The organism is Pseudomonas sp. FSL R10-0399, from assembly GCF_009600165.1.
GTDB classification, from domain to species: domain Bacteria; phylum Pseudomonadota; class Gammaproteobacteria; order Pseudomonadales; family Pseudomonadaceae; genus Aquipseudomonas; species Aquipseudomonas helleri.
Genome location: NZ_WIWK01000042.1, coordinates 1 through 17,101 on the forward strand (window position 1 = coordinate 1; position 17,101 = coordinate 17,101).

Here is a 17,101-nt window from a genome sequence, read left to right on the forward strand (position 1 = left end):
GTTACCCACTGCGCAAAACCTGCGTTCGGCCAGCGTGGTTTAATGGGGCCTTTTAGATCAAGATCAAAAGCAAGATCCAGATCAAAAGATCGCGAGCAAGCTCGCTCCTACAAAGCCTTTAAAATCAATCACTTATTTTATGTTTGATAAGAGCGAGCTTGCCTCGCGATCGTTTGATCTGTGGTGTGCCCGTTAACTGCACAACGGCATTTCACCGATTTAGCCCTTACCGCGAGGCAGGCAGATCAAAAACCCTGATCAAAAGCAGGCCCTTCCTTTTGCTAGAGCCTTGGAATAGGGCCAGAATGCCCCACTCTATTAATAGAAGCGATGGCGCAAGGCTCATGTTTACAGCCGACCGTCTGGTAGAATCGCGTTTTTATGGCGGTGTGTAGCTGAAATAACTCGTCACACACCCGCAACCCCGTTGATGAGCGCTTACGCGCGAAGAGAGCCTGTATGACCGTCACCCTCAAAACTCCCGAGGACATCGCAAAAATGCGTATCGCCGGCAAACTGGCCGCCGACGTACTGGAAATGATCGCTGAACACGTTAAACCCGGCGTCACCACCGAAGAGCTGGACCGCATTTGCCATGACTATATCGTCAATGTGCAACAGGCCATCCCTGCGCCGCTCAACTATAAAGGCTTCCCCAAGTCGATCTGCACCTCGATCAACCACGTGGTCTGCCACGGCATTCCGGGTGACAAGGCGCTGAAGGAAGGCGACACCCTGAACATCGACGTGACCGTCATCAAAGATGGCTATCACGGTGACACCAGCCGCATGTTCCATGTCGGCAAAGTGCCGGTCTGGGCTGAGCGCCTGTCGCAAGTGACCCAGGAATGCATGTATAAGGCCATCGAACTGGTCAAGCCTGGCTGCCGCTTGGGCGATATCGGTGAAGTGATTCAGAAGCACGCCGAAAAGAACGGCTTCTCGGTGGTTCGCGAGTTCTGCGGCCATGGCATTGGCAAGGTATTCCACGAAGAGCCGCAAATCCTGCACTACGGCCGCGCGGGCACCGGCATGGAACTCAAGGCTGGCATGACGTTCACCATCGAGCCAATGATCAACCAGGGCAAAGCCGACACTAAAGTGCTGGGCGATGGCTGGACGGCGATCACCAAGGACCGCAAGCTGTCTGCGCAGTGGGAACACACCCTGCTGGTGACCGACACCGGTTACGAAATCTTCACCCTGCGCAGCGATGACACCATCCCGCGGGTTTCGGCCTGATAGTAACCCCCACACATCCCACGACAGGAAAGCCAATCGATGCCGCAGGTGGATCCCGAACTTTTTGACCGCGGCCAGTTCCAGGCCGAATTGGCATTAAAGGCAAGCCCGATTGCCGCTTTCAAAAAGGCAATCCGCCAGGCACGCGAAGTGCTCGACGAACGCTTTCGCAAAGGCCGCGATATTCGACGATTGATCGAGGACCGCGCCTGGTTCGTCGATAACATCCTGCAACAAGCGTGGGACCAGTTCAGCTGGAGCGACCAGGCCGATATCGCCCTGGTCGCAGTGGGCGGTTATGGCCGGGGCGAATTGCACCCCTACTCCGACATCGACTTGCTGATCCTGCTCGACAACGCAGACCATGAGATCTTCCGCGATTCCATCGAGCGGTTTCTGACCCTGCTGTGGGACATCGGCCTGGAAGTCGGCCAGAGCGTACGCTCGGTCGACGAATGTGCAGAGCAAGCCCGCGCCGACCTGACCGTCATCACCAACCTGATCGAAAGCCGCACCATTGCTGGCCCCGAGCGCTTGCGTCAACGCATGCTCGAAGTCACCAGCACCGAACACATGTGGCCCAGCAAGGAATTCTTTCTGGCCAAGCGTGCCGAGCAAAAAGCCCGGCACCACAAGTACAACGACACCGAATACAACCTTGAGCCCAACGTCAAAGGCTCGCCCGGCGGCCTGCGCGACATTCAGACCATCTTGTGGGTAGCCCGTCGCCAGTATGGCACCCTGAATTTGCGCGCCCTCGCTGGCGAAGGTTTCCTGGTCGAAAGCGAACACGACCTGCTCTCTTCCTCCCAGGAGTTTCTCTGGAAGGTCCGCTACGCCCTGCACATGCTTGCTGGCCGCGCCGAAGACCGTCTGCTGTTTGACCATCAACGCAGCATCGCCGAGTTGCTCGGCTTTACCGGCGAAGACACCAAGCAGACCATCGAAAACTTCATGCAGCAGTACTACCGGGTGGTCATGAGCATTGCCCAGCTCAGCGACCTGATCATCCAGCACTTTGAAGAAGTGATTCTGGCCCCGGAAGACGAAGCGCCGCCGACGCCGATCAACTCGCGCTTTCAACTGCACGACGGCTACATCGAAGCCACCAGCAACAACGTGTTCAAGCGCACGCCGTTTGCCATGCTCGAAATCTTCCTGCTGATGGCGCAGCACCCCGACATCAAAGGCGTGCGGGCTGACACCATCCGCTTGCTGCGCGAACACCGCTACCTGATCGACGATGATTTTCGCAGTGACATCCGCAACACCAGCCTGTTTATCGAGCTGTTCAAATGCAAAATCGGCATTCATCGCAACCTGCGCCGGATGAACCGCTACGGCATTCTCGGACGTTACCTGCCGGAATTCGGCTTTATCGTCGGGCAAATGCAGCACGACCTGTTCCACATCTATACGGTCGATGCGCATACCCTGAACCTGATCAAGCACCTGCGTAAGTTGCAGTACACCCAGGTCTCGGAAAAATTCCCGCTGGCCAGCAAACTCATGGCCAAGCTGCCCAAACCTGAGCTGATTTATCTGGCCGGGCTGTACCACGACATCGGCAAAGGCCGCCACGGCGACCACTCGGAGATTGGCGCGGTGGACGCAGAAGCCTTCTGCATTCGTCATCACCTGCCCGCCTGGGATACACGGCTGATCGTGTGGCTGGTGCAAAACCACCTGGTGATGTCGACCACTGCCCAGCGCAAAGACCTGTCAGACCCGCAAGTCATCCATGACTTCGCCCAGACCGTGATCGACGAAACACACCTCGACTACTTATATGTGCTGACCGTGGCCGACATCAACGCCACCAACCCGACACTGTGGAACTCCTGGCGCGCCAGCCTGCTGCGCCAGCTCTACACCGAAACCAAGCGCGCCCTGCGTCGCGGCCTGGAAAACCCGGTCGATCGCGAAGAACAAATTCGCCAGACCCAAAGCGCCGCGCTGGACGTGCTGGTGCGCAACGGCAACGATCAGGACGATGTCGAGCAGCTCTGGTCGCAGTTGGGCGATGACTACTTCCTGCGCCACACCTCGGCCGATGTGGCCTGGCACACCGAAGCCATCCTGCAGCAACCTGTAGATGGCGGCCCGCTGGTGCTGATTAAGGAAACCACCCAGCGCGATTTCGAGGGCGGTACGCAGATCTTCATTTATGCGCCCGACCAGCACGACTTCTTCGCCGTGACCGTGGCGGCCATGGACCAGCTCAACCTCAACATTCATGACGCGCGCATCATTACCTCCAGCAGCCAGTTCACCCTCGACACCTACATCGTGCTCGACAACGACGGCGACTCGATCGGCAATAACCCGGAGCGCATCGAAAAAATCCGCAAAGGCCTGACCGAAGCCCTGCGCAACCCGGATGACTACCCCAACATCATCCAGCGCCGGGTACCGCGCCAGCTCAAACACTTTGCTTTCCCGCCGCAAGTGACGATCCACAACGACGCCCAGCGCCCGGTCACCGTACTGGAGCTCAGCGCACCGGACCGTCCCGGTCTGCTGGCGCGCATCGGGATGATCTTCCTGGAGTTCGACCTGTCGCTGCAAAACGCCAAGATCGCCACCTTGGGCGAGCGCGTCGAAGACGTCTTCTTCATTACCGACGAAAACAATCAGCCATTGTCTGACCCACAACTGTGCATACGTTTGCAGGAAGCCATCGTGGAGCAACTAACGGTCAACAAAGACTCAACCCCAACCTGGCGCCTGAGCATCTAGCCGCCGAGTGAGACCCGCATCCAATGAACAACGCTCTAAACCAGTTGCAGCCTTACCCGTTCGAAAAACTGCGTGCCCTGCTGGGTAGCGTGCAGCCCAACGCCGACAAGCGCCCGATTGCGCTGTCGATTGGCGAACCGAAACACCGCTCGCCCGATTTCGTGGCCAAGGCCCTGGCGGACAACCTCGACCAGATGGCGGTCTACCCGACCACCCTCGGCATCCCTGCCCTGCGCGAAGCGATTGGTAGCTGGGCCGAGCGCCGTTTTAACGTGCCGGCTGGCTGGCTGGACCCGGCGCGCAACATCCTGCCCGTCAACGGCACCCGTGAAGCGCTGTTCGCCTTCACCCAAACCGTGGTCAACCGCAGCGACGACGGCCTGGTGATCAGCCCGAACCCGTTCTACCAGATCTACGAAGGGGCCGCGTTTTTGGCCGGCGCCAAGCCGCACTACCTGCCGTGCCTGGCTGAACAAGGCTTCAACCCGGACTTCGACGCGGTGTCGGTCGAGACCTGGAAGCGCTGCCAGATCCTGTTCCTGTGCTCGCCGGGCAACCCGACCGGTGCCTTGATCCCGCTGGCAACCCTGAAAAAACTGATTGCACTGGCTGATGAACACGACTTCGTGATCGCCGCCGACGAATGCTACAGCGAGCTGTATTTCGACGAGCAGACCCCGCCAGAAGGCTTGCTCAGCGCGTGCGTGGCCTTGGGCCGCGAAGACTTCAAGCGTTGCGTGGTCTTCCACAGCCTGTCCAAGCGTTCAAACTTGCCGGGGCTGCGCTCGGGCTTTGTCGCCGGTGATGCCGAGATTCTCAAGGCGTTCCTGCTGTACCGCACCTACCACGGCTGCGCCATGCCGGTGCAAACCCAGCTGGCGAGCATTGCTGCCTGGAACGACGAAGAACACGTGCGCGCCAACCGCGACCTGTACCGCGCCAAGTTCGATGCCGTGCTGGAGATTCTGACGCCGGTACTGGATGTACAGCGCCCGGATGGCGGGTTTTATCTGTGGGCGAATGTCGAAGGGGATGACACAGAATTCTCCCGCGACCTGTTCGCTGAAGAACACGTGACCGTGGTGCCGGGTTCTTATCTGTCACGCGAAGTTGACGGCTTTAACCCGGGTGCAGGCCGCGTGCGCATGGCCCTGGTGGCGCCATTGGCTGAATGCGTAGAAGCCGCCGAGCGGATCCGCGACTTCATCCAGCGCCGCCGCTAAACCCAAATCTGTAGGAGCGAGCTTGCCTCGCGATCTTTTAGACGATCAAAAGATCGCGAGACGAGCTCGCTCCTACAGTATTCATAGCCTTACTTCACCGTCCCAAGATTCGCTTCGCTCAAATCCAGATCACGCAAAATCTCGCTGAGCACGTCATCGCCGATCTCATGGTGGCGACGCAAGCTGTACAGCTCCAGACGCTGCGCCCTGAGTGCCTTGAGGCGCAAGCGGCTTTCCAGCAGGTCCATCTGCGAGGCCAACGCCTGCGCTTCAGCCGAGTCATTAAACACTTCGAGCTGATGGCGGTATTCAGACATGATCCGCGCCTTCAATTCAGCCGCCAGTGCTGCTTGGGCCGCGTCTTGGGGGCTATCGGCTGGCTCAACCACATCTTCGGCTTCCAGCGCATGAATCGCCGCCTCTGCCGTGCGCCGCCAGGCTTCGCGTACCTCTTTGCGCATGGCGTCGTCCGGGCTCTTGGGAATGCCGCGCAACAACAAGGGCAAGGCAATACAGGCCGCCACCAGCGACAGCAAAATCACCCCCGCTGCAATAAAGATCAGCAGGTCGCGCTCAGGGAAGTCCACCCCCGCGCTGATCAACAACGGCACCGACATCACACCCGCCAACGTCACCGCACCGCGCACACCGCCCACCGTCAGCAACCAGCACGAACGCGCCGTCGGCACCAGGGTCAGGTCGCCCTTGCCGCGCCAGCGACGCAGCAGGCCAAACAGGCGCCAGATGCTCTGCACCCAGATAAAACGCAGCGCCAGCAGCACCAGAAAAATCGCCACCACGTCCAGGCAGCGATAAAACAGGGTCGGCCACAAGGTGGTTTCGTGGCTGACCACCGCCTTGATGATGTCTGGCAGTTGCAAGCCCAACAGCAGGAAGATCAAGCCATTGAAGGCAAACTCCAGCAGCCCCCACACACTGCGATTAAGCAGGCGCGTACTGGTTTGACGCGGCAACAGGTCGAGCCAGCTTTGCATCATCCCCGCCGCCACCGCTGACAAAATGCCCGAGGCGCCCAAGCGCTCAGCCAGTACGTAAGCGGCAAACGGCAGCAGCAACATAAACACGACGTGGGTCGCCGGGTCATCCCAGCCGCGACCGATCATCCAGGCCCGCAGGCGCCCCACCAGCCAGCTCAGCGCCACACCGATGGCCAGGCCGCCACAGGCCACCAGTACAAAGGTCAGGCTGGCATTGGTCAGCGAGAACACCCCGGTGATGGCTGCAACCAAGGCAAATTTGAACGTCACCAGACCCGAAGCGTCGTTCATCAGGGCTTCGCCCTGGAGCATATGCATCAGCGGGCCAGGCAGGCGGTTCTGGGAAATGGCCGACACTGCCACGGCGTCCGTCGGTGACAGTACAGCAGCCAGGGCAAACGCCACCGGCAAGGGAATCGTCGGCAAGAGCCAATGAATGAAGTAACCCGCCCCGACCACGGTGAACAGCACCAAACCCACTGCCAACGTCAGAATCGGCCCACGCAAACGCCAGAATTCACGTTTGGGCATGCGCCAGCCATCCGAGAACAGCAACGGCGGCAAGAACAGAAACAGGAACAGCTCCGGGTCCAGTGCAACGTGCAAGCCCAGGGTTGGCCAGGCCAACACGGCACCCGCAGCAATTTGCACCAACGGCAGAGGTAAAGGGATCACACGCCCCAATAAACGCGAGACTCCTACCAACATCAGCAGGATGAGTACGGTATAGGCGGTTTGCATATCAACAAAATTCCCGAACAATCAGCGTTAACTGAATTCAAACACAGCTAGCAACAATTTTAGATCCAGCCTCATAGTAGCTTCAAATGGCTGACGTCGACCTTGAACATAAGTCTCAATGCGACTACCTGTCACAAGATCCTGCCAAGGTTGCAGGCAGCCTGCGCTCAAGCGCCTCGCCCATGGCATAATCCGCCACCGCTTATTTCCACGCATCTCCAAAGGAGGGGCAATTCAGTGACCGATTCGAGCAAGACGTTGCACCTTTTCGGCATCAAGGCCTGCGACACCATGAAAAAGGCTCGCACCTGGCTGGATGAACATGACGTGCGTTATGACTTCCATGATTACAAAAGCAGCGGTATCGACCGTGAACACCTGACTCAATGGTGCGACGAGCACGGTTGGCAAGTTGTGCTCAACCGCGCAGGCACTACCTTTCGCAAACTCGAAGACGAACAGAAAGCCGATCTCGACCAAGCGAAAGCCATTGAGCTGATGCTCGCCCAACCCTCGATGATCAAGCGCCCGGTGCTCGATCTCGGTAATAAAACCCTGATTGGCTTCAAGCCTGATCTTTATGCGGCGGCCCTTCTCTGAGCCAACTGGCCAAAGCCCGCCCCTTCATTTTTGTACGAGGTAATTGCATGTCTACTACCCTATTCAGCGCGGCCTTCGGTGTCGGCACTCAAAACCGTCAAGGCGCCTGGCTGGAAGTGTTCTACGCACAACCGCTGATCAACCCGTCGGCCGAACTGATCGCAGCTGTCGCGCCGATCCTGGGCTACACCGGTGGCAATCAGGCAATCACCTTTACCACCGCTCAAGCCGCGCAACTGGCTGAAGCCGTCAAGCCGGTTGACGCTGCCCAGGCCGCGCTGCTGACCCGCCTGGCCGAAAGCCACAAGCCATTGGTTGCCACCCTGCTGGCCGAAGACGCTGCCCTGACCTCCACCCCGGAGGCTTACCTGAAGCTGCACCTGCTGTCCCATCGTCTGGTCAAGCCGCACGGCCTGAGCCTGGCGGGTGTGTTCCCGCTGCTGCCAAACGTGGCCTGGACCAGCCAGGGCGCCATCGATCTGAGCGAGCTGGCTGAGCGCCAACTCGAAGCCCGCCTGCGTGGCGAACTGCTGGAAGTGTTCTCGGTCGACAAGTTCCCGAAAATGACCGACTACGTAGTACCGGCTGGCGTGCGTATCGCTGACAGCGCACGTATCCGTCTGGGCGCCTACATCGGCGAAGGCACCACCGTGATGCACGAAGGTTTCGTCAACTTCAACGCCGGCACCGAAGGCCCGGGCATGATCGAAGGCCGTGTTTCGGCGGGCGTCTTCGTCGGCAAGGGTTCGGACCTGGGCGGCGGTTGCTCGACCATGGGCACCCTGTCGGGCGGTGGCAACATCGTGATCAAAGTGGGCGAAGGCTGCCTGATCGGCGCCAACGCCGGTATCGGCATTCCATTGGGCGACCGCAACACCGTTGAGTCGGGCCTGTACGTGACCGCGGGCACCAAAGTCGCGCTGCTGGACGAAAACAACCAACTGGTTAAAGTCGTCAAAGCCCGTGAACTGGCCGGTCAACCAGACCTGTTGTTCCGTCGCAACTCAGAAACCGGCGCTGTGGAATGCAAAACCCACAAGTCGGCCATCGAGCTGAACGAAGCGCTGCACGCTCACAACTAAGCGTTTGTCTGCCACTGACGGGGCTGGCTGCTTGCAGCCTCGTCAACAGAGCCTTGAACACCATGCTTTTGCCTTCTCCCTGGCGCGCTGACTTTCCGGCCATCGCCGCCCTGCAACGTCAGGACCAGACTTATCTGGACAACGCTGCCACCACGCAAAAACCTCAAGCCCTGCTCGACGCACTGACGCACTACTACGCCAGTGGCGCCGCCAATGTGCACCGGGCCCAGCACCTGCCGGGCGCGCATGCCACCCAGGCGTTTGAAAACTCGCGCTGCAAAGTCGCCCAATGGCTCAACGCGGCTGACTGCGGGCAAATAGTCTTCACCCACGGTGCCACCTCGGCACTGAACCTTCTGGCTTACGGGCTGGAACACCTTTTCAATCCGGGCGATGAGATTGTCATCAGCGCCCTGGAGCACCACGCCAACCTGCTGCCCTGGCAGCAGCTTGCCCAGCGCCAACAACTAACCCTGGTGGTGTTGCCGCTGGATGCCGACGGCGTGATCGACCTTGACGCCGCCGCCCACCTGATTACCCCGCGCACCCGCCTGCTGGCTGTCAGTCAGTTGTCCAACGTGCTGGGCGTGTGGCAGCCCTTGCCTGAGTTGCTGGCCCTGGCCAAAGCACAGAACGCCTTGACCGTGGTCGATGGCGCCCAAGGCGTGGTCCACGGGCGTCAGGACGTGAATGCGCTGGGTTGCGACTTCTATGTGTTTTCCAGCCACAAACTGTACGGCCCGGACGGGCTGGGCGTGCTGTTTGGCCGCCATGGCGCACTGGCCAGCCTCAAGCACTGGCAGTTTGGCGGCGAGATGGTTCAGGACGCCGACTACCAGCACGCCACCTTCCGCCCTGCCCCGCTGGGCTTTGAAGCTGGTACACCGCCGATTGCCAGCGTGATTGGCCTGGGCGCGACCCTGAGCTATCTGAGCAGCCTCGACCAGAGCGCCGTCGACGCCCACGAAGCCGCGTTGCACGCGCTGCTGGTTGAAGGCCTGCAACAGCGCCCCGGCATTCGTCTGCTGGGCTCGCCGCAACTGGCACTGGTGAGTTTTGTGGTCGAGGGCGTGCACAACGCCGACCTTGCCCACTTGTTGACCGAGCAAGGCATTGCCGTGCGGGCCGGGCATCATTGCGCCATGCCCCTGCTGAAAAGCCTCGGTTTGGCAGGTGCCATCCGCGTGTCGCTGGCGCTGTACAACGACTCAGATGACCTGCAACGCTTTTTCGATGCCCTCGATCAGGCCCTGGAGTTATTGCAATGACCTTGCCCGCTGACGCTCAGGCCGCCCTCGACAGCTTTGAACACTGCGCCAGTTGGGAACAACGCGCCCGCCTACTGATGCAATGGGGCCAACGCTTACCCGAGTTGGCCGAGGCCGACAAAACCGAGGCCAACCGCGTGCACGGCTGTGAAAGCCAGGTGTGGTTGGTGGGTGAATTAAAAGACGGCCATTGGCAATTTGCTGCCAGCAGCGATGCACGCTTGATTCGCGGGTTGGTGGCGTTGCTGCTGGCGCGGGTCAATGGCTTGTCCAGCGAGGCGCTGCACCACGTGGACCTGCCCGACTGGTTCAACCAGCTTGGCCTGAGCCGCCAGTTGTCGCCATCGCGCAGCAACGGGCTGAATGCGGTGTTACAGCGGATGCGCGAGTTGTCTGCTTAACACTGGATCTTGGCTATCTTGCCCGTAGTCGCTGACGAGGCACGAGGCTGCGATGCGGGCCGCAGGACCGCCGTCCAAGGGATCGCTTCGCAATCCATCGCAGCCTCATTCTTCGGCAGCGACTACAACTCAGGGTTTGGCCTTGACCTTCTCTGAAGGTCGGCGCACGCCCGCCACGATCTTGTCCACGGCCTTGGTGGCCGCGACCATACCGAAGGTCGCGGTAACCATCATCACGGCACCAAAACCGCCAGCGCAATCGAGCTTCACGCCATCGCCGACAAAACTCTTCTGCAGGCAAATGCTGCCGTCAGGCTTGGGATAGCGCAGTTGCTCGGTCGAAAACACGCACGGCACGCTGTAATGACGGGTCACCGTGCGCGAAAAGCCGTAATCGCGGCGCAAGGTAGAACGCACTTTTGAGGCCAGCGGGTCATTAAAAGTCCGGTTCAGGTCGCAGACCTGAATCAGGGTCGGATCAATTTGCCCGCCCGCACCGCCCGTGGTGATGATCTGGATCTTGCGCCGCTTGCACCAGGCAATCAGCGCCGCCTTGGCATTGACGCTGTCGATGCAGTCGATCACGCAGTCAATGTTCGGGGTGATGTACTCAGCCATGGTTTCGCGGGTCACGAAATCTGCCACCGCATGCACGGTGCACTCCGGGTTGATCTCGCGCAGGCGCTCAGCCATCACTTCGACTTTGTCCCGACCAATGGTCGAGCTCAGCGCGTGCAACTGGCGATTGCTGTTGCTGACGCACACGTCATCGAGGTCGAACAACGAGATTTCGCCGACGCCGCAGCGGGCAATGGCCTCGGCCGCCCACGAGCCGACACCGCCCACGCCCACAATTGCCACGTGCGCTGCACGCAGTCGTTCCAGGCCTTGCAGCCCATATAACCGGGCGACGCCGGCAAACCGTGGATCTTCTGTACTCATCACCAACACCCCAAAAACCGGCGCGCATTATAGGGGGCATGCGGGCCGTTGAGTATCTTTACCAAGCTCTATGCGACCAACACTGCTTTAATGACCCACTAGTTAACAAGACAAGAGCTACAAGCAACAAAGAAAGAACTTAAGAGTGCTCTAGCTGCCCAATGCGCGACCTGATTCCGTGCGCTGTACGGTAGGTCAGAGCGCAGTGTAGGATGCGCGCCGTTTGGCACCTGCCGATCGATCTTCGTTCCACTCCTTTTGGAACCCGAAAACGTTATGTCATCGCGTAAATTTGGACTCAACCTGGTGGTCGTGCTGGCCATCGCTGCCCTCTTCACAGGCTTCTGGGCGCTGATTAACCGCCCGGTATCCGCCCCCAACTGGCCTGATCAGATCTCCGGTTTTTCGTACTCGCCGTTTCAACAAGGCCAGTACCCGCAAAAGGACCAGTACCCGACCGACGATGAAATGCGTCGCGATCTGGAGATCATGAGCAAACTGACCGACAACATTCGTACCTACTCGGTCGACGGCACCTTGGGCGACATCCCCAAGCTGGCGGAAGAGTTCGGTCTGCGGGTGACCCTCGGCATCTGGATCAGCCCTGATCTGGAGCGCAACGAGCGCGAAATTCAAAAAGCCATCGAACTGGCCAATAACTCGCGCAGCGTCGTACGGGTTGTGGTCGGCAACGAAGCGCTGTTTCGCGAAGAGATCACCCCCGAAGACCTCGCCGTGCTGCTGGACCGGGTGCGGGCCGCAGTTAAAGTCCCGGTGACAACGTCTGAGCAATGGCACATTTGGGAGAAATACCCGCAACTGGCCAAGCACGTTGACCTGATCGCCGCGCACATACTGCCGTACTGGGAATTTATCCCGGTCGACAAAGCTGGCCAGTTTGTTCTGGACCGCGCCCGCGACCTGAAAAAAATATTCCCGAAAAAACCGCTGCTGCTCTCTGAGGTCGGCTGGCCGAGCAACGGTCGCATGCGCGGTGGCGCTGACGCGTCACCGGCTGACCAGGCCATTTACCTGCGTACGCTGGTCAACAACCTGAACCGTCGCGGCTACAACTACTTCGTGATCGAAGCCTTCGACCAGCCGTGGAAGGCCAGCGATGAGGGTTCGGTAGGCGCGTACTGGGGTGTATTCAACGCGGCCCGCCAGCAAAAATTCAATTTTGAAGGCCCGGTGGTTGCCATCCCGCAGTGGCGGGTACTGGCCATTGGCTCGGTGGTGATGGGCTTGCTGTCGCTGGCCTTGCTGCTGATCGATGGCTCGGCCTTGCGTCAACGTGGCCGCACCTTCCTGACCTTCACTGCGTTCCTGTGTGGTTCGGCGCTGGTGTGGATCGGCTACGACTACAGCCAGCAATACAGCACCTGGTTCAGCCTGACGGTGGGCTTCCTGCTCGGGCTGGGCGCGCTCGGGGTGTTTATTGTGCTGCTCACCGAGGCCCATGAACTGGCTGAAGCGGTCTGGATTCGCAAGCGGCGCCGTGAGTTTTTACCGGTCGAAAGCGACGATGCCTACCGCCCGAAAGTCTCGATTCATGTGCCGTGTTACAACGAGCCGCCAGAGATGGTCAAACAGACGCTCAACGCTCTGGCTAACCTCGACTACCCGGACTTCGAAGTGTTGCTGATCGACAACAACACCAAAGACCCGGCGGTGTGGGAACCGGTGCGTGACTACTGCGCCACCCTGGGCCCGCGCTTCAAGTTTTTCCATGTGGCACCGCTGGCCGGCTTCAAGGGCGGCGCGCTGAACTACTTGATCCCGCACACCGCACCAGACGCCGAAGTGATCGCGGTCATCGACTCCGATTACTGCGTCGATCGCAACTGGCTCAAGCACATGGTGCCGCACTTTGCCGACCCTAAAATCGCCATCGTGCAGTCGCCGCAAGACTACCGCGACCACAGCGAAAGCACCTTCAAGAAGCTCTGCTACTCGGAATACAAAGGCTTCTTCCACATTGGCATGGTGACCCGCAACGACCGTGACGCGATCATTCAGCACGGCACCATGACCATGACCCGTCGCTCGGTGCTCGAAGAGCTGGGCTGGGCTGACTGGTGCATCTGTGAAGACGCCGAGCTGGGCCTGCGCGTGTTCGAAAAAGGCTATTCCGCAGCCTATTCCCACAACAGCTACGGCAAGGGGCTGATGCCCGATACCTTTATCGACTTCAAGAAACAGCGCTTCCGCTGGGCCTATGGGGCGATTCAGATCATCAAGCGTCACGCGTCGAGCCTGCTGCTGGGCAAAAACACCGAGTTGACCCGTGGCCAGCGTTACCACTTCCTCGCGGGCTGGTTGCCGTGGGTGGCTGACGGCATGAATATTTTCTTCACCGTGGGCGCCCTGCTGTGGTCGGCGGCGATGATTATTGTGCCGACGCGGGTTGACCCGCCGTTGCTGATTTTCGCCATCCCGCCGTTGGCGCTGTTTGTGTTCAAGGTCGGCAAGATCATCTTCCTGTACCGCCGCGCCGTGGGGGTTAACCTCAAGGACGCGTTTGCCGCGGCCCTGGCAGGCCTGGCGTTGTCGCACACCATTGCCAAAGCGGTGCTGTACGGCTTCTTCACCACCAGCATTCCGTTCTTCCGCACGCCTAAAAACGCCGACAACCACGGCTTTTGGGTGGCCATTTCGGAAGCCCGCGAAGAAGTCTTCATCATGCTGTTGCTGTGGGGTGCAGCGCTCGGGATCTTCCTGGTCCAGGGCCTGCCGAGCAACGACATGCGCTTCTGGGTGGTGATGCTGATGGTGCAATCGCTGCCGTATCTGGCGGCACTGATCATGGCCTTCACCTCGTCCCTGCCCAAGCCTGTTGAAGCCGAGCAGGAGCAACCCGCGGCATAAATTGCACGCAACCTCTAAACGGCGGCCTCTGGCCGCCGTTTTGCTTTAAGATAACCGCCCTTTTGTGCCGTGCCGCCCGCACTTGTCCCGCTTCGGAGTCCCTATCATGACGGCCCATGCCGACCTTTCGCCGACCCTGCAACTTGCCTGCGATCTGATCCGTCGCCCTTCTGTGACGCCGATCGACGCCGACTGCCAGAAGCTGATGATGCAACGCCTGGGTGATGCCGGCTTCAAGCTGGAACCGATGCGCATCGAAGACGTTGATAACTTCTGGGCCACCCACGGCAAACACGAAGGCCCGGTGCTGTGCTTCGCCGGCCACACCGACGTGGTGCCGACCGGCCCGGTGCACGCCTGGCAGAACGACCCGTTTGACGCAGTGATCGACGAACACGGCATGCTCTGCGGACGCGGCGCCGCCGACATGAAGGGCAGCCTCGCGGCCATGCTGGTCGCCGCTGAGCGCTTTGTTGCGGACTACCCGGACCACAAGGGTTCGGTTGCGTTTCTGATCACCAGCGACGAAGAAGGCCCGGCCCACCACGGCACCAAGGCGGTGGTCGAGCGTTTTGCCGCGCGCAACGAGCGTCTGGACTGGTGCATCGTTGGCGAACCGTCGAGCACCACCCTGGTCGGTGACGTGGTGAAAAACGGTCGTCGCGGCTCGCTGGGCGCCAAGCTCACCGTTCGCGGTGTTCAGGGCCACGTTGCCTACCCGCACTTGGCCAAGAACCCGATCCACCTGGCGGCACCGGCGCTGGCTGAACTGGCCGCCGAGCATTGGGATGACGGCAACGCGTTCTTCCCGCCGACCAGCTTCCAGATCTCCAACCTTAACTCGGGCACCGGCGCGACCAATGTGATCCCCGGTGATCTAGTGGCGGTCTTCAACTTCCGTTTCTCTACCGAATCCACCGTTGAAGGCTTGCAGCAGCGCGTCGCTGATATCCTCGACAAGCACGGCCTGGACTGGCACATCGAGTGGGCGCTGTCCGGACTGCCGTTCCTGACCGAGCCGGGCGCCCTGCTGGACGCCGTGTCGTCGAGCATCAAACAGGTCACCGGCCGCGAAACCAAAGCCTCCACCAGCGGCGGCACCTCGGACGGGCGTTTTATCGCCACCCTGGGCACTCAAGTGGTTGAACTGGGCCCGGTCAACGCGACCATCCACCAGGTCAACGAGCGGGTACTGGCCAGTGATCTCGACGTGCTGACCGAGATCTACTACCACACCCTGATCAAGTTGCTCGCCTGATGCTCGCTTGCCCTATTTGCGCAGCGCCGCTGACGGCGCTCGACAATGGCGTGGCCTGCCCCGCGGGCCATCGCTTTGACCGTGCCCGCCAGGGTTATTTGAACCTGTTGCCGGTGCAGCACAAAAACAGCCGAGACCCTGGTGACAACCAGGCCATGGTTGAAGCCCGCCGCGATTTCCTCAACGCGGGCCACTATGCGCCGGTTGCCAAGCGTCTGGCCGAACTGGCCGCCGAGCGTGCCCCGCAGCGCTGGCTCGACATCGGCTGTGGCGAGGGCTACTACACCGCGCAAATCGCCGACGCCTTGCCCAATGCCGACGGTTACGCCCTGGACATCTCCCGTGAAGCGGTCAAGCGCGCCTGCAAGCGCAACCCGAACCTGAGCTGGCTGGTCGCCAGCATGGCGCGGGTGCCGATGGCTGATGCCAGCTGCCAGTTCCTTGCCAGCGTATTCAGCCCGCTCGACTGGCTTGAAGCCAAGCGTTTGCTCAGCCCCGGCGGCGGTTTGATGCGCGTAGGGCCGACCCGTGGTCACCTGATGGAGCTGCGTGAGCGGCTCTACGACGAGGTGCGCGACTACAGCGACGACAAGCATTTGGCACTGGTGCCGGACGGCATGCAGTTGCAACACAGTGAAACACTGGAGTTCACCTTAAGCCTGAGCGAGCCCCAGGACCGCGCCAACTTGTTGGCCATGACCCCGCACGGCTGGCGCGCCAGTGCCGAACGCCGGGCACAGGTCATCGAAGACCCGGAGCCTTTAAAGGTGACCGTGTCCATGCGTTACGATTATTTCGTGCTTCAATAACCCTTTTACGGCCTGCCACCCCAGCGGCAGGCCCGACGAATCCGCGAATGGATTTTTCAGACACGAGTGAGGACCATCCATGCGCCAGCCCGATATTGAGATTTACCTGAAGGAACCGCTCACCCACAAAGAAATCGTCGACTGGTTATCCAAGGCGCTAGGCGGATGCACGGAGTGGAAGCAAAAAGGCCAGCTATGGAAATGCACCGCTGGCAAAGTCCCGGTGACCTGGACGCCAAAGGCCGTGGGCAAATGGCACAGTTTGTACTTGGAAAGCGACCAAACACCGTGGGACGACGACATCGCCTGCGCCCGTGACGCCTTCACGGCATTGAACGTAGAAGTCCGTTGCGCGCCGGGCACCTGGATTGAAGAAGAAGGCGAAGAAGACGCCGACCGCTGGATCCGCGTCAGCGCAGACGGCGAAGAAGAAATCATCTGGCGCACGTCCTGATCCATACAGCAATACCCTGCAGGAGCGAGCTTGCCTCCCGATCTTTTTAAAGGATCAAAAGATCGCGAGGCAAGCTCGCTCCTACACGTTTTGTGGGGTTACAGCCCTACCACGTCTTCTGCCTGAAACCCTTTGTTACCGGACACGCGGGTGTATTCAACCTGCTGGCCTTCGGTCAAGGAACGATGGCCTTCACCGCGAATCGCGCGGTAATGCACAAACACATCACCCTCGCTTTCACTCTGGATAAAACCGTAGCCTTTGGCGTCGTTGAACCATTTCACATTGCCAGTCAAACGTGTGCTCATAGATCCTTCCCCCTTTTTATTTTTTGAATGGGCGCATTGGTTGGCCCGCCAAGAACTTTTACTCGAACTTAACTTTCCAAGACCTTGTCTTACGCCATAAGGCGAAAGAGGGTCGAGTATATGTCAGCGCGAAGAACACTCAATCAATATTAGTTCGCTGCTTTTTTG

The 17,101-nt window shown here is 59.9% G+C and carries 14 protein-coding genes; 11 read left to right on the forward strand and 3 right to left on the reverse strand.

Going from position 1 to position 17,101, the window contains the following annotated elements; translation table 11 throughout:
- Window positions 1–459 precede the first annotated feature (459 nt).
- From map to dapC, 3 genes are read left to right on the forward strand one after another with little or no spacing between them, the layout of a single operon-like run.
- Window positions 460–1,242 (forward strand): type I methionyl aminopeptidase, encoded by a 783-nt coding sequence (map, locus tag GHO41_RS13965; RefSeq protein WP_048368102.1) that lies wholly within the window; start codon window positions 460–462, stop codon window positions 1,240–1,242.
- Window positions 1,243–1,281: 39 nt separating this feature from the next.
- Entirely contained in the window at window positions 1,282–3,981 is a 2,700-nt protein-coding gene (locus GHO41_RS13970; protein ID WP_153326186.1) for a [protein-PII] uridylyltransferase, read from the forward strand.
- Window positions 3,982–4,004: 23 nt separating this feature from the next.
- Window positions 4,005–5,204, forward strand: coding sequence for a succinyldiaminopimelate transaminase (gene dapC, locus GHO41_RS13975; protein ID WP_153433887.1), 1,200 nt, complete (start codon window positions 4,005–4,007; stop codon window positions 5,202–5,204).
- An 89-nt stretch (window positions 5,205–5,293) separates the two neighbouring features.
- Here the strand turns inward: dapC and GHO41_RS13980 are convergent, their stop codons facing one another.
- Window positions 5,294–6,943: a Na+/H+ antiporter gene (locus tag GHO41_RS13980; RefSeq protein WP_048368106.1), complete on the reverse strand. Its 1,650-nt coding sequence runs from the start codon at window positions 6,941–6,943 to the stop codon at window positions 5,294–5,296.
- Between the two features lie 237 nt (window positions 6,944–7,180).
- On the opposite strand from GHO41_RS13980, the gene GHO41_RS13985 reads away from it, so the two are divergent.
- The 4 genes from GHO41_RS13985 (at window position 7,181) to GHO41_RS14000 (ending at window position 10,294) form a co-directional block, all read left to right on the forward strand.
- Complete coding sequence (locus tag GHO41_RS13985; protein WP_048368107.1) at window positions 7,181–7,543, forward strand: ArsC family reductase; 363 nt, start codon at window positions 7,181–7,183, stop codon at window positions 7,541–7,543.
- A gap of 47 nt (window positions 7,544–7,590) precedes the next feature.
- The gene (dapD, locus tag GHO41_RS13990; RefSeq protein ID WP_153433888.1) at window positions 7,591–8,625 is read left to right on the forward strand and encodes a 2,3,4,5-tetrahydropyridine-2,6-dicarboxylate N-succinyltransferase; all 1,035 of its coding nucleotides are present in this window, start codon (window positions 7,591–7,593) and stop codon (window positions 8,623–8,625) included.
- A gap of 62 nt (window positions 8,626–8,687) precedes the next feature.
- Window positions 8,688–9,893 carry an aminotransferase class V-fold PLP-dependent enzyme gene (locus tag GHO41_RS13995; protein ID WP_153433889.1) on the forward strand — a complete coding sequence of 402 codons (1,206 nt, stop codon included), beginning with the start codon at window positions 8,688–8,690 and terminating at the stop codon, window positions 9,891–9,893.
- Window positions 9,890–10,294 (forward strand): SufE family protein, encoded by a 405-nt coding sequence (locus GHO41_RS14000; RefSeq protein WP_153433890.1) that lies wholly within the window; start codon window positions 9,890–9,892, stop codon window positions 10,292–10,294. The genes GHO41_RS13995 and GHO41_RS14000 overlap by 4 nt, the downstream gene beginning before the upstream one ends.
- A gap of 129 nt (window positions 10,295–10,423) precedes the next feature.
- On the opposite strand, the gene tcdA is transcribed toward GHO41_RS14000, so the two are convergent.
- Window positions 10,424–11,236 carry a tRNA cyclic N6-threonylcarbamoyladenosine(37) synthase TcdA gene (tcdA, locus tag GHO41_RS14005; RefSeq protein ID WP_048368114.1) on the reverse strand — a complete coding sequence of 271 codons (813 nt, stop codon included), beginning with the start codon at window positions 11,234–11,236 and terminating at the stop codon, window positions 10,424–10,426.
- Window positions 11,237–11,512: 276 nt separating this feature from the next.
- On the opposite strand from tcdA, the gene GHO41_RS14010 reads away from it, so the two are divergent.
- From GHO41_RS14010 to GHO41_RS14025, 4 genes are all read left to right on the forward strand, one after another.
- Window positions 11,513–14,104, forward strand: a complete 2,592-nt coding sequence (locus tag GHO41_RS14010; protein ID WP_048385575.1) for a glycosyltransferase — start codon at window positions 11,513–11,515, stop codon at window positions 14,102–14,104.
- Between the two features lie 106 nt (window positions 14,105–14,210).
- Entirely contained in the window at window positions 14,211–15,362 is a 1,152-nt protein-coding gene (gene dapE, locus GHO41_RS14015; RefSeq protein ID WP_048385577.1) for a succinyl-diaminopimelate desuccinylase, read from the forward strand.
- Window positions 15,362–16,171 (forward strand): putative RNA methyltransferase, encoded by an 810-nt coding sequence (locus GHO41_RS14020; RefSeq protein ID WP_153433891.1) that lies wholly within the window; start codon window positions 15,362–15,364, stop codon window positions 16,169–16,171. Before dapE ends, GHO41_RS14020 begins: the two co-directional genes overlap by 1 nt.
- A 79-nt stretch (window positions 16,172–16,250) precedes the next feature.
- Window positions 16,251–16,625, forward strand: a complete 375-nt coding sequence (locus GHO41_RS14025; RefSeq protein ID WP_048368119.1) for a hypothetical protein — start codon at window positions 16,251–16,253, stop codon at window positions 16,623–16,625.
- A gap of 98 nt (window positions 16,626–16,723) precedes the next feature.
- On the opposite strand, the gene GHO41_RS14030 is transcribed toward GHO41_RS14025, so the two are convergent.
- Window positions 16,724–16,933 (reverse strand): cold-shock protein, encoded by a 210-nt coding sequence (locus GHO41_RS14030; protein ID WP_048368120.1) that lies wholly within the window; start codon window positions 16,931–16,933, stop codon window positions 16,724–16,726.
- Window positions 16,934–17,101: the final 168 nt, after the last annotated feature.